Source organism: Agrobacterium sp. a22-2 (assembly GCF_012276985.1).
In the GTDB taxonomy this organism is placed as follows: Bacteria; Pseudomonadota; Alphaproteobacteria; order Rhizobiales; family Rhizobiaceae; genus Allorhizobium.
This window is the reverse complement of the sequence record NZ_JAAXMM010000002.1, coordinates 13,675-27,142: the sequence shown is the minus strand read 5'-3', so window position 1 is coordinate 27,142 and position 13,468 is coordinate 13,675. Positions and strand designations below refer to the sequence as shown.

Below are 13,468 nucleotides of genomic sequence, written 5' to 3'. Positions count from 1 at the left end.
TTCAAGGCAACGCCGCAACGGCTTGCGTTGCGGCGTTGCCTCTCACTCAGGCTTTGAAACGGAACCCGTTACTTGCAGGCGGCAACGTCGGCCTTGGCACCCTGGCAGGCTTCTTCCTTGGAGATCCAGCCGGCATCGATGACGACGTTCAGGTTGTCCTTGGTGATGGCGAGCGGGGCGAGGAAGACCGACTGCATTTCGACGCCCTTCGGGCCGCCCTTGAAGGAGGTCACGCCTGGGATTTCATTCAGCTTCTTGCCACCGGCGAGTTCCACGGCGATTTCAGCCGCACGCTTGCCGAGTTCGCGGCTGTCCTTCCAGACGGACACGGTCTGGGTGCCGAGTGCGACGCGGTTCAAGGCTGCCTTGTCGGCATCCTGGCCGGAGACCGGTACGGAGCCAGCCAGGCCTTGCGCATCAAGGGCTGCAATCGCGCCGCCGGCGGTGCCGTCGTTCGAGGCAACCACGGCGTCGATCTTGTTGTCGTTGGCGGTCAGGAACTGCTCCATGTTCTTCTGGGCAATTTCCGGCTTCCAGCCGTCCGTATAGGCTTCACCGACATTCTTGATCTTGCCGGCGTCGATCGCCGCCTTGACCACTTCCATCTGGCCCGAGAACAGGAAGTCTGCATTCGGATCGGAAGACGAACCCTTGATGAAGACGTAATTGCCTTCCGGCTTCGCCTTGAAGACTTCGGCAGCCTGCAGACGGCCGACTTCCTTGTTGTCGAAGGTGATGTAGAAAGCGGCCGGATTTTCGATCAGGCGGTCGTAGCCGACCACGGGAATGCCTTCGGCAGCAGCCTTTTCGATGGCCGGGCCGATGGCATCGCTATCCTGGGCCAGAACGATCAGCGCATTGGCGCCCTGCGAGATCAGCGATTCGATATCGGTGAGCTGCTTGGCGGCGGACGACTGGGCGTCGGCCGAGATATACTTGTCGCCGGACGCTTCGAGCGCTGCCTTGATGGCGGCCTCGTCGGTCTTCCAGCGCTCTTCCTGGAAATTCGACCACGACACGCCGATCGTCAGATCCTTGGCGCTGGCCACGGAATGAACGCTGACGATGACCGCTGCACACGCCATCAGTTTATAGAATGACTTCATCTTACCCTCCCGAGTGTTTACGGGCCGCCGCGCCAGACCTCCCGTCCGCGCTGACACCCCGCTTAAAAACACTGTCGCCCGCCTCCGGCCTCTCGGCCGATGCTTTTTCTCGACAGTCGAGAAAATAAGTGTCAGAAGAATGCAAGGCTGTCAACATGGCTTGTCGAGGCTTGCCAACGGGCCGGGCAGATGCTTTGGGAGGAGCATGGGTGCAATCGAACTTGAGGACGGGGCGTAACGCATGCTGACCAAGTCCAGCACCGAAATGGTGCGTCAGCAGAACATTGCGCTTGCCCTTTCTGCGCTGCGCCGGAACGGCCCCCTCTCCCACACCGACATCTCCGCCTTCACCCATCTGTCCTCGGCCACCGTTTCGGCCATCACCGCCGATCTGGAACGGCTCGGCGCGATTGAAAAACACGAGCAGCATGTCGCCGGCAGCCGCGGCCGGCCGCGCGTCCTGTTCGGCCGCAAGCGCAATTTCGGCTATGTCGTCGCGGTACGGATCTCCTCCGACACGGTGCAATATTCGCTGGCCGACTATGCCGGCACGCTGATCGATCGGTTCGAGGACCCGCGTGACCATACCGCCCCCTCGACGTCACGATTCATGCTCGGCTTTCGCGATGCGCTGTCCCGGCTCGCAGCGCGATCCAAGCTGGAATTCGCGCAGATTGACGCCCTGTCGATTTCCAGCAAGGGTCTGGTCGATTCCGGCGCCTCCCGTCTGCTCTGGTCACCGGTATTCGGACGGGAGATCATCGATTTCTCGTCCGCCTTGCAGGTCGCTCCAAATACCCGCATCCGGCTCAACAACGAGACACTGCTGGTCGCCCACGCACTGGCCCTCAAGGCCGACAAAACCGGCGGCATGCCTTTCCAGTCGCTGGCGGCCCTGTCGCTCGGCCACAGCATCGGACTTGGCATCGCGCAGCGCGGCCGCGATGGCGGGATCGAGGTCAGTGCGCCGAATTTCGGCCATATGCTGAATGCCGCCGACGGCAAGCTGTGTCGCTGTGGCTCCTACGGCTGCGTCGAGGCCTCGGCCGGCTTCTACGGCATCCTGCGCACCGCCTTCGAAGTGCCGCCGGATACGATCCCGGCGAAATTCGTGCCGCTGGTCGAAATGGACAAGATCGCGCTGCGCGCCCGGCAAGGCCATCGCATGTCGGAATATGCCTTTCGCCAGGCGGGTCTGGCGCTTGGCCAGGGCCTGTCGCGCATGCTGAGCCTCTACGACACCATGCCGATCGCCATCACCGGTCCCGGCACGCGCTTCATCGACCTGCTCAACCGCGGTATCGAGGAAGGCCTGCAGCAATCGCTGCAGGTGCGCGTCAACGGCATGCCGCACATCATGATCGTGCCGGAGGAAGCGACCTTGGTGTTCGATGGCCATGTCGACCGCGCCCTGACCGAGATCGACCACGATGTGGCAGGCTTGAGGACGGACGAGGCGGCAGCGCGCTGAGATCCCTGATCAGGCCTTGGCGGATACCCATCCTGTCATCTCATCCGACAGCGGCGGCGCATGGGTGCCGACAAAGCGCAGCAGGCTCACCGCCAGATCGGCCTCCGGCAACGGTCGGGAGTAATAGAAACCCTGCACCATGCCGCAACCGAGATCGGCGAAATACTTTGCCTGTTCCGGCGTCTCGATACCTTCCACGGTCATGCGCTTGTCCAGCGCCTTGGCAAGACCCGTGATCGCCTCGATGATCGGCGTTGCGGTTTCCGGCGATTCCGACCATCCGGTGACGAAGGAACGGTCGAGCTTGATCTTGTCGACCGGTAGATGCCAGAGATAACTCAGGCTCGAATAGCCCGTGCCGAAATCGTCCATGGCCAGTGACACGCCGATCTCGTGCAGCTTCAGCAGTTCGGCGATTACCGCATCATTGCGGTCGAGAAACAGGCCTTCGGTGATTTCCAGTTCCAGCCGATGCGCCGGCAGGCCGGTTTCCGCAAGGGCGGCCATCACCACTTCGGCAATGCCGGGCTGTTCGAAATGCCGCGCACGGAACTGCACCGGCGAGAGATTGACCGCCATGAACGTATCGGCCGGCAGGTTCGCGGCAACCCGGCACGCCTCGCGGATCGTCCAGGCGCCGATTTCGCAGATCGCGCCGCTGGCCTCGGCCACGGAAATGAAATCATCGGGCGGGATCAATCGTCCGTCCGTTCCGCGCAAGCGGATCAGCGCTTCGAAGCCCTTGATCCTTGCCGTCACCGCATCGTGAACGCTCTGATAATGAAGTTCGAAACCGCCTTTGGACAAGGCCTTCTCGATCATCGCCAGCAGGCGCTGGCGGTCTTCCAACGTATCGCGCATCGCCTGGTCGAAGATCAGCGCATTGGCTCCGGGCGAATGCTTGGCCGTCGCCAGCGCGATTTCCGCCTTTTGCAGCAACTGCTCGACGCAGCGCTCCCCATCACTGCCCTGGATCGCCGAACCGATGCTGACTAGCATCGGGATCTCCGCCTGATTGAAGCTGAAAGGTTGCTCCATCAAGGCCATCAGGTTAGCCACGAAGGCCCGGACCTCAGCCTGGCTTTCCGGCCCCAACCCGGCGACCACAAACCGGTTTCCGCCAAGACGTCCGATCAAAGTGTGTTCGGGCAGACCTTCGCGCAGCCGGCGGACCGCATCGCGGATCATCTGGTCGCCGCAGGGCGTGCCATGCAACTGGTTGGCGGTCGCCACTCCGCCCAGATTCAGCAGGTGAATCGAAAAACCCGACTTGTAGGTCTTGTCCTTCAGAACAACGGAGGTGATGTCGATGAAGCTCTGGCGCGTCAAAACGCCTGTCATCGTATCGAAATTCGTCAACTCGCTCAATCGGCGCGCCACCTCCTCCTTCTCCCGGGTCCGACGATCGACGATCCAGGCAACGACCAGAAGGGTGAGGACGACCGGCAGCATCACCGCACCGATCGAGCCCAACACCATATAGCTGCGCTTCTCGGCAGCGGCATAATGCGGTTCCAGCAGATTGCTGATCTCCAGAATACCGCGCACATCGCCAAGCTTCCAGTCACGCTTTGGCGACATGACATCGCTATTGTGACAGGAGACACAGCTGGGCTCATCCATGCGATCGGCTATGGCCGTGTGCAGGTATCGCTTACCGTCGATCGTATCCTCGTGACTGACGACACGGCTCGGTTCCTTTTTCAAGGTTTCCCACAACTCCTTCTCATCGGCGCTCATTGGAACCGGATCGCGATAAGGCCAGGAATAGGGACTGATCAGTTTCAGGCGGCTTTGTTCGTCGCCGAGCTTGGCTGCAACTTCCTGCAGAAACGTGGTCGGCAAAGGAATGGCGTTGGGCAAATTGGCATGATTGACCGCAAACTTGAAGTGATCGGATTTGCCGACCTTCACGGCAACCGTCTTGCCATAATAGGAGCGCAATATCCGGGCTTGCTGTAGCATATTGATATTGCTGTCATAGGCGGTATCGAGAGCAGCGGTTCTAAAGGCTGTCGGCAGATAAAGGGAAAGACCGATGAAGGCCCCGACGACAATCAGCACCAGCGGCATGACCAGCCGCCAGATCAGTCGTGGATGGGAGAGCATCAGCTTGGTCTGCACGATGGGTTTCTCGGATTTTGCCCAAACAGGAAATCTGTCGTCGCATACGACCATTAGCAGGGCTTTTCTAAGTATCTGTTAATGTATTCTCTCGGCGAGCCAATTGAGCGGTCGGATCGAAGGGCATTCTATACTTGTCGGCTCCACGCCATCGACCTATGACAGAGTAACGGCTTTCGGGAGGCGACATTGTCCAGCGCAGCTTATGTTTTCGATGCTTACGGCACCTTGTTCGATGTGCATGCGGCCGCGCGCCGCCATGCATCCCGTGCCGGACCGGACTATCAGCTTCTTTCGGATCTCTGGCGAGCCAAACAGCTTGAATATTCCTGGGTGCGCACCTTGATGGAGGTTTACCAGGACTTCTGGGCATTGACCGAGCAGGCGCTCGACTATGCGCTGGCCCGGTACCCCAGCGTCGACAAGGCGCTACGCTCCGATCTTCTGGAGGCCTATTGGCGGCTCGATTGCTACCCGGAAGTGCCGGCCGTCCTGAAGGACCTGCGCCAGCGCGGGGCGAAAGTGGCCATTCTCTCCAACGGCTCACCCGCCATGCTGGAAGCAGCCGTCGCCAATGCCGCCCTCGACACGGTGATCGACGATATCTTCTCGGTCGATGCGATCCGTGCCTACAAGACGGCGCCTGCCGTCTACGATCTGGTGACGACGAAATACCGGCTCTATCCGAATGCCGTCTCCTTTCAATCGTCAAACCGCTGGGACGTTGCCGGCGCACGCAAGTTCGGCTTCCGCACAGTCTGGGTCAATCGCGCCCAGATGCCGGACGAGTATTTCGACCTCGGACCGGATCTCATCCTGCCGTCTCTCGACAGTCTTTGAGACGAAATCGGCTGGCAAAAATGCCGGCCCGATTTGGCACATTTTTCCCCCATCGTCCCAAAGCCGGGCACAGATGACCTCCGCCTAAGGGAGCATGAAACCACCCTTTGCGGAACCTGTGTGCCTTGCCGGCGAATTCATGCCCTTGGCCTTAACGGAGGGGATCGCACTGCTATGGTCGCCGCGGCGGAGGAACTGGGAGGTTCCAGAAAGCGCGAAGAGGATAACATGGCCAACTCTATCACGAATGCCCTCGGTCTGCCGCTCTACTACAGCGGAAGCTCGACCGCCTGGTTCTCGGCAACCGGTTCCGGCCCGACGCTCAATGGCACCGCCGGCAATGATTCGATGTGGGGCGACAGTTCCGTCAACGTGACCATGGTCGGCGGCACTGGCGACGACATTTATTACCTCTATTCCAGCATCAACCGCGCCAGCGAGACGGCCGGCCAGGGTGTCGATACCATCGAGACCTGGATGAGCTACACGCTGCCGGATAATTTTGAAAACCTGAAAGTGACCGGCGACGGACGTTATGCCTTCGGCAATAGCGCCGACAACATCATCACCGGATCCTCGAGCCGCCAGACCTTCGATGGCGGTGCCGGCAACGACGTGCTGGTCAGCGGCGGCGGCGCGGACATCTTCATCTTCACAAAGGGCAATGGCAGCGACCTGATCAGCGGTTTCAGTTCCGACGATACGATCCGGCTCTACGAGTACGGGCTGACGTCCTTCGAAGACGTTCTGGCCAACATCACCCAGGAAGGCAGCAATCTGCGGCTTGATCTCGGCGGCGGCGAAAGCCTGGTGCTGACCAATACGACAGCCTCCTCCCTGACCGCCGGCCAGTTCAAGCTAAGCCTCGACCGCACGCAACTGACCCAGACCTTTTCCGACGACTTCAACGCGTTGTCGCTTACCGATGGTGACAGCGGCACCTGGGACGCGAAATTCTCCTGGGCCCCGGAAAAGGGCAGCAGCCTGACCGGCAACGGCGAGCTGCAATGGTATATCAATCCTGATTATGAAGGCACGTCGTCGGTCAATCCCTTCTCCATCGACAATGGCGTTCTGACTATCACCGCAGCACCGGCATCGGCCGACGTGCAGGCGGAAATCGAGGGCTACGACTATACCTCGGGCATGCTGACCACCCATTCGTCCTTCGCCCAGACCTATGGTTATTTCGAAATCCGGGCCGACATGCCGAGCGAACAGGGCACATGGCCAGCCTTCTGGCTGCTGCCGGAGGACGGTTCCTGGCCACCGGAACTCGATGTCGTGGAAATGCGCGGCCAGGATCCGAACACCGTGAATGTCACCGTGCATTCGAACGAAACCGGCGAGCAGACCTCGATCTCGTCTGCCGTGCAGGTCAGCGATACGGCAGGTTTCCATAACTACGGTGTGCTGTGGACGGAGGAGGAAATCGTCTGGTATTTCGACGATGTCGCCGTGGCGCGGGCCGATACGCCCTCCGACATGCATGACCCGATGTATATGATCGTCAATCTGGCGGTCGGCGGCGTTGCAGGAACACCGTCGAGCAGTTTAGATGACGGAGCCGAGATGCAGATCGACTACATCAAGGCCTATTCGCTCGATGACTGGCAGATCTAGGACTGCCGCCTCGATGCCGAGCCTCAAACGCGCGAGGAAACGTCGCCATGGCCTGGTCCGCCGATCAGTATCTAAAATTCGAAGACGAGCGAACGCGGCCAGCCCGCGATCTGCTGGCCCAAGTCCCCTTAAGCGGCGCAGACGCCGTCTACGATCTGGGTTGCGGGCCGGCAAACTCCACCGAATTGCTCGTCGAGCGGTTCGGCTCCGCCGCCGTGAGCGGGCTCGACAGCGATCCCGATATGCTGGAAAAGGCGCGGCGGCGTTTACCTGGCCTATCTTTCACCCAAGCTGACCTTGCCGATTGGCAGCCGGAAACGCCGGCTGATCTCCTCTACGCCAATGCCGTCTTCCAATGGCTGCCCGATCATTTGACGATTCTGGACCGGTTGATGGACAGCCTGAACAGTGGCGGGGTGCTGGCCGTGCAGATGCCGGACAATCTCAATGAACCGAGCCATGTGATGATGGAGGAAAGCGGTGCGGCGGGACCCTGGGCGCCGGCCTTTGCCGGCGGCAGGATGCGGCGGGCACCCCTGCCCCCGCCGTCCGCCTATATCGACCGGCTGGCGCCAAAGGCCGCCCGCGTCGATGTCTGGCATACGATCTACAACCACCCGATGGCGAATGCCGAGGCGATCGTCGAGTGGGTCAAGGGCACCGGCCTGCGGCCCTATCTCGACAAGGTCGAACCAGAACACCGCGACGCTTTCATCGCCGACTACACGGCGCGCATCGACAAGGCCTATCCGCCCATCGCCGACGGCCGCCGCCTGCTGCGCTTCCCGCGCCTGTTCGTGGTGGCAGTCAAAGCCTGATTACGAGGGCAAGAGCGAGCTTCGGCCCCGCCCTCAATTCAGTATTCTCTGAAGTGCAGGCGGCCATATTGCTTTGCGAAAAATTTGATGGTCAACCTGTGCAACAAGCCGCAAAGGCACAGGGAATACCGTATTGAAAGACAAACTCGGCCGCAATTTCGCGGCACTTTTCACCGCCAGCGCCGTCTCCAATCTGGGCGACGGCATCGGCGTGGTGGCATGGCCCTGGCTCGCCTCGCTGCTGACCCGCGATCCGCTGGCAATCGCCTTTGTCGCCACGGCCCTGCGCCTGCCGTGGTTTCTGTTCGCGCTGCCCTCGGGCGTCATCACCGACCGCATCGACCGCCGCAAGCTGGTGGTGGCCATGGATCTCGCCCGCTTTGCACTTCTAACGGGGCTTGCCGCATCCCTCTGGCTCTCCGGCTCGGCCAATGGCACACCGGGCACCGGCTGGCCGAGCCATCCGCTCTATTGGATACTGCTGATCTCGGCGCTGGCTGTCGGCTTTGCCGAGGTGTTGCGCGACAACGCCGCCCAGACCCTGATGCCGGCCATCGTGCCCGCCTCGCGGCTGGAAGCCGCCAACGGGCGGCTGTGGAGCGTCGAAGTAATGATGAATTCGCTGATCGGCCCGCCGCTGGCCGGGCTCGTGCTGACCGTCGCCGTGCCGCTGGCCTTTGCCTTCAACGGCATGGGCTTTGCCATTGCCGCCGCCCTGGTGATGTCGATCCCCGGCAACTTTCGCCCGACCCGCGCCGAGCCGAAGCACTGGGTGACGGAGATGCGCGAAGGGGCGGCCTTTCTCTGGCGCAATCCGCTGCTGCGCGATCTGGCGATCGGCCTTGGCGTGCTCAATGCCGCTTACCTGATGATGCAGATCGCGATGATTCTTTACAGCCAGGAGGTCCTGGGCCTTTCCTCCACGCAATATGGCCTGCTGCTGACGGCCGGCGCCTTTGGCGGCATTCTGGGCGGCGTCCTGGCCGAACGCGTGGTGCGCCTGATCGGCACCGGCATGGCGCTGCGGCTGACGCTGGTCACAGCCCTCTTGCAGGCCGTGGTGATGGCCAGCATTCCCCATGCCGCACCGATCTGGGGCGCCATCCTCATGGCCGAATTCACGGGCATGGTCTGGAACACGGTCACGGTGACGCTGCGCCAGCGGCTGGTCCCGCAGCACCTGCTCGGCCGCGTCAACAGCGTCTACCGCTTTTTCGCCTGGGGCACGATGCCGCTCGGCCTCGTGGTTTCCGGCCTCTCGGTCAAGCTCGCCGAACCCCACATGCCCCGCGCCATGGCCCTCACCACCCCCTTCATCATCGCCGCCATCATCTTGTTGCTGCTGGTCGTGCTGATGTGGAAGAGGCTGTCGACGCAGGCCATCGAGGGGGCAAGGTTCGAATGAAGCAACCGGGCTTCTGTCACCGAGGATTGCCTCCTCGCTCGCTCAATTCACCGCATTGTCGACGATGACCATGGGGCGGCCGAGCGTGCAGGGCTCGATGCGGGCATCGACGCGGTAGACGTCGCGCAGCATGGCAGGCGTGATGACATCGCGGGTCGGGCCGCAGGCGGCCATGCGGCCATCGGCGATCACGAGGGTATTGGCACAGTAGCGCAGGGCGTGATTGAGGTCATGCAGGGCGATCAGCACCGCCATGCCGCTGCGCGCCGCCAGACCCGACATGAAATGCAGCACTTCGACCTGCCGGAACAGATCGAGCGCCGAGGTCGGCTCATCCATCAGCAGCACTTCCGGATTGCGCACCAGGGCCTGGGCGATCGACACCAGCTGGCGCTGGCCGCCCGACAATTCGCCGAGATTGCGGAAGGCGAGATCGCTGATGCTGAGCGCTTTCAGGATGCGGTCGATGGCCTTCAGCTCGTCTTCGTCCACTTTCCAGGTCGAGCCCTGCTTGGCGGCCAGCAGCACGGATTCGTAGACTGTCAGCACGGCATTGGCGCCGGTGTCCTGCGGCATGTAACAGATCGCCTTGTCGGTTTCGGTGCCGCTCAGATGCACGACACCCTCGCCTTTCAGCAATCCGGCGATGCGCTTGAACAGCGTCGATTTGCCGGCCGCATTGGGTCCGATGACGGCGGTCAACTCGCCACCCTTGAGGATATCGGTGGAGATATCCTCGAAAATCCGCACCTTGCCGTAACGGGCACCGAGATTTTCAAGCGCGAGCGCTACCATGACCGCCTCCGGCTGCTGAAGATGAGGGAGAAGAAGAAGGGCACGCCAACCAGCGCCGTGATCACCCCGATCGGCAGGATGGCGCCGGGGATCAGTATTTTCGACACGACCGAGGTGGTGGACAACAGCAGCGCGCCGCACAGCACCGAGGCCGGCAGGAAGAAGCGCTGATCTTCGCCGACCAGCATGCGGGCGATATGCGGGCCGACCAGGCCGACGAAGCCGATGGTGCCGACAAACGATACCGGAATGGCGGCCAGCAGACTGACCAGCATCAGGGTTTCGAGCCGCAGCCGGCGGATGTTGACGCCGAAGCTGGCGGCCTTTTCATCGCCGAGCCGCAGTGCCGTCAGCGCCCATGCGCGGCGCATGAACAGCGGCGTGGCGAAGGCGAGAACGGCAGCGGTCACCGCGACCTTGGTCCAGGTCGCCTTGGTGAGGCTGCCCATGGTCCAGAACACCACGGCGGCCAGCGCCTGTTCGGAAGCCAGATATTCAAGCAGGGCCAGCGCCGCATTGAAGGTGAAGACCAGCGCGATGCCGAGCAGCACGATGGTTTCGACGGTTACGCCGCGCAGCGTCGAGGCACCGTAGATGAACAGGGAGGCGAGCATGGCCATCAGGAAGGCGTTGATCGGCACCATATATTGCACGGCGGCCGGAAAGATGGCGATGCCGCCGACCAGCGCTAAGGCCGCGCCGAACCCGGCCGCGGCCGAAATGCCGAGCGTAAAGGGACTGGCCAGCGGATTGGCAAGAATGGTCTGCATCTGCGCACCGGCCAGCGACAGACAGGCGCCCACCGTCACCGCCATCAGGGCGATCGGCATGCGGATATCCCAGATCACCACCCGCAATTGCTGGTCGACGGAGGCGGCGTCCCAAAGCGCCAACAGCACCTGCGACAGCGTGTAGCGCGCCGGGCCGAGCGCCATGTCGAAGGCGACGCTGAGCGCCAGCGCCACGACCATGCCGCAGATCAGCAGGATGCGGCGGAAGGCGAGCGCACGGTAAAGAGCGCGCCCTTCTGCCGCCGGGAGAGTTTCGCCAAGTGCAGCCATCAATTGCCACCCTGTCCAATTAAAAAGAACGCCCGGCCAGCGAGTGACGGACGAGACCTGTTGAAAATAGCTGAGAGCCGGCGGGAGGCTTGCCCCACCGGCGCTCGATTGCGGTTTGGTATCAATGGCCGGCGTTGAGCGAGGCGAAGTAGCCCGGACGATAGGCAACCGGCAGGAAGCGCTCATGCAGCTCCTTGAAGGTGGCATCGGCATCGAGATCCTTGAACAGGTCGGGATGCAGCCATTCGGCCATCTGCTGGACGGCGACGAACTGGTAGGGGCTGTTGTAGAACTGGTGCCAGATGGCATGCACATTGTGGTCGGTTACGGCCTTGACGCCCGTGAAGGCCGGCCGATGCATCAGCTTTTCAAGCTTTTCCGTCGCCTTGGCCTGATCCGCCCCCGGACCAACGCCGACCCAGGCGCCGCCTGGAACGTAGAGTTCCCAATTGGAGCCGGTAACGATGACCTGGTCAGGATTGGAGGCGATGATCTGCTCGGGATTGACCGTGCCGAACGTGCCCGGAATGATGTCCTTGGCCATGTTGATGCCGCCAGCCATCTCGACCATCTTGCCGAAATTCTCGTTGCCGAAGGACATGCAGCAATCTTCGCTGTAACCGCCGGCGCGCTCGACGAAGACCAGTGGCTTCTTGGCATCCGGCGCCTTGGCCAGCGTATCGGTGACCTTGGCGATCTGCTCTGAACGGAAGGCGACGAACTCTTCTGCGCGGGCTTCCTTGCCGAACAGCTTGCCGATGATACGCATGGATTCATCGGTGTTCTGCATCGGCTTTTCACGGAAGTCGATATAGACCAGCGGAATGCCGACCTTGGCGAGCTTCTCGATATAGCCGCTTTCTTCGGTGGCCGACTTGGCCTCGGTGTTCATGATGATGACATCGGGCTTCAGCGTCACGGCCTGCTCGATATCGAAAGTGCCGTCCTTCATGCCGCCGAAGGTCGGGATCTTGCCCATCTCAGGGAATTTTTCAAGATAGGCGTTGTAGCCATCCAGGTCCGCCTTCTTGAAATCGTCGCGCCAGCCGACGACACGGGCAAACGGGGCATCGGTATCCAGGGCAGCGGTGAAATAGATCTGACGGCCTTCGCCCAGGATCACCCGCTCGACCGGTACGCTGACTTCCACTTCGCGCCCCGTGATGTCTTTGATTTTGATCACTTCGCCAGCCAAAGCAACACTCGAAAAAAGGACGAGCGAGAGCGCGGCGGCGGTGGCCACCCTGTTGAAAATACCCACGATTTGTCTCCTGTAAATGAGTTCGCGGTGGATTATTATTTTATGACTTTATTAGTCAACAAATATCTTTTAGAAAGCTTCCAATCTCTCTCACCTTTGGAGTTCAGACACTCATGACCCCGGCCAATTCCGCGGCAAATACCCTCAGCAATTACGATCTCCGCGACGAAATCAAAGCCTATTGGTCGGCCCGCGCCGAGACGTTCGACACCCAGCCGGGACACGAGATCTTCTCCGAGCCGGAGCGCCAGGCCTGGCACGCCCTGATCCGCAGGCATCTGGGCGATGGCGCCGGCCGCAAGGCCCTGGACCTCGCTTCGGGCACCGGCGTCGTATCGCATCTGCTGGATGATGTCGGCTTCCAGGTGACGGGGCTCGACTGGGCCGAACCGATGCTGGAGCGCGCCCGCGCCAAGGCGAAATCGCGTGGCCGCAACATCACCTTCGTGATGGGCGACGCGGAAAACACCATGGAACCCGACGGTGCCTATGACGTCATCACCAACCGGCATCTGGTCTGGACGCTGGTCGATCCGAAATCCGCCTTCATCGAGTGGCGGCGCGTACTCAAAACCGGCGGCATCCTGCTGATCGTCGACGGCGATTTCGTCAATCCCGGCCTTGCCTCGCGGCTTGCCAAGACGATGACCGCCATCGCCGTGAAACTGGGCCTGACCAAGGCGAACAACCATCGCGGCACCGGCGCCATGGCCGACACCCACCAGAGCATCCTGTCGCGGGTCTATTTCTCGCAAGGCGCCCGCGCCGAAGCAGTGGTGGAACTGCTGAAAGAGGCAGGCTTTTCCGACGTCGTGGTCGACACCGACATGCGCGCCATCCACAAGACCCAGGCCAAGAATTTCGGCTTCTTCAAATCGCTGGAGCGCGCCACCCAGCACCGCTACGCCATCCGCGCGGTCAAATGAGGTTTGCCTCCGGCTTTCTCTTTGAAAGGGAGAGGCGG

The 13,468-nt window shown here is 61.6% G+C and carries 11 protein-coding genes; 6 read left to right on the top strand and 5 right to left on the bottom strand.

Going from position 1 to position 13,468, the window contains the following annotated elements; translation table 11 throughout:
- Positions 1–68 precede the first annotated feature (68 nt).
- Entirely contained in the window at positions 69–1,106 is a 1,038-nt protein-coding gene (gene xylF, locus HFC70_RS03330; RefSeq protein ID WP_168471794.1) for a D-xylose ABC transporter substrate-binding protein, read from the bottom strand.
- A 241-nt stretch (positions 1,107–1,347) separates the two neighbouring features.
- Here xylF and HFC70_RS03325 point away from each other — a divergent pair, with 241 nt between their 5' ends.
- Positions 1,348–2,577, top strand: a complete 1,230-nt coding sequence (locus tag HFC70_RS03325) for an ROK family transcriptional regulator (RefSeq protein ID WP_168471793.1) — start codon at positions 1,348–1,350, stop codon at positions 2,575–2,577.
- A gap of 9 nt (positions 2,578–2,586) precedes the next feature.
- On the opposite strand, the gene HFC70_RS03320 is transcribed toward HFC70_RS03325, so the two are convergent.
- Positions 2,587–4,701 (bottom strand): EAL domain-containing protein, encoded by a 2,115-nt coding sequence (locus tag HFC70_RS03320; RefSeq protein WP_168471792.1) that lies wholly within the window; start codon positions 4,699–4,701, stop codon positions 2,587–2,589.
- Between the two features lie 189 nt (positions 4,702–4,890).
- Between HFC70_RS03320 and HFC70_RS03315 the strand changes: the two genes are divergently transcribed.
- The 4 genes from HFC70_RS03315 (at position 4,891) to HFC70_RS03300 (ending at position 9,387) form a co-directional block, all read left to right on the top strand.
- On the top strand, positions 4,891–5,541 hold the full coding sequence (locus HFC70_RS03315) for a haloacid dehalogenase type II (protein ID WP_168471791.1): 651 nt from the start codon (positions 4,891–4,893) through the stop codon (positions 5,539–5,541).
- A 228-nt stretch (positions 5,542–5,769) separates the two neighbouring features.
- Complete coding sequence (locus HFC70_RS03310; RefSeq protein WP_168471790.1) at positions 5,770–7,164, top strand: family 16 glycosylhydrolase; 1,395 nt, start codon at positions 5,770–5,772, stop codon at positions 7,162–7,164.
- A 47-nt stretch (positions 7,165–7,211) separates the two neighbouring features.
- Positions 7,212–7,982, top strand: coding sequence for a trans-aconitate 2-methyltransferase (tam, locus tag HFC70_RS03305; protein ID WP_168471789.1), 771 nt, complete (start codon positions 7,212–7,214; stop codon positions 7,980–7,982).
- Between the two features lie 133 nt (positions 7,983–8,115).
- Positions 8,116–9,387, top strand: coding sequence for an MFS transporter (locus HFC70_RS03300; RefSeq protein ID WP_168471788.1), 1,272 nt, complete (start codon positions 8,116–8,118; stop codon positions 9,385–9,387).
- 42 nt (positions 9,388–9,429) lie between these two features.
- Here HFC70_RS03300 and HFC70_RS03295 read toward each other — a convergent pair whose 3' ends face one another.
- The 3 genes from HFC70_RS03295 to HFC70_RS03285 all read right to left on the bottom strand — a co-directional run bounded on the left by HFC70_RS03295 (position 9,430) and on the right by HFC70_RS03285 (position 12,504).
- Positions 9,430–10,182, bottom strand: coding sequence for an ABC transporter ATP-binding protein (locus tag HFC70_RS03295; RefSeq protein WP_168471787.1), 753 nt, complete (start codon positions 10,180–10,182; stop codon positions 9,430–9,432).
- A complete protein-coding gene (locus HFC70_RS03290) occupies positions 10,176–11,243 on the bottom strand; it encodes an iron ABC transporter permease (RefSeq protein ID WP_168471786.1) in 1,068 nt (355 codons plus the stop codon). Before HFC70_RS03290 ends, HFC70_RS03295 begins: the two co-directional genes overlap by 7 nt.
- A gap of 121 nt (positions 11,244–11,364) precedes the next feature.
- Positions 11,365–12,504, bottom strand: coding sequence for an ABC transporter substrate-binding protein (locus HFC70_RS03285; protein WP_168471785.1), 1,140 nt, complete (start codon positions 12,502–12,504; stop codon positions 11,365–11,367).
- Positions 12,505–12,617: 113 nt separating this feature from the next.
- On the opposite strand from HFC70_RS03285, the gene HFC70_RS03280 reads away from it, so the two are divergent.
- The gene (locus tag HFC70_RS03280) at positions 12,618–13,430 is read left to right on the top strand and encodes a class I SAM-dependent methyltransferase (RefSeq protein ID WP_168471784.1); all 813 of its coding nucleotides are present in this window, start codon (positions 12,618–12,620) and stop codon (positions 13,428–13,430) included.
- The last annotated feature ends 38 nt before the right edge of the window (positions 13,431–13,468 follow it).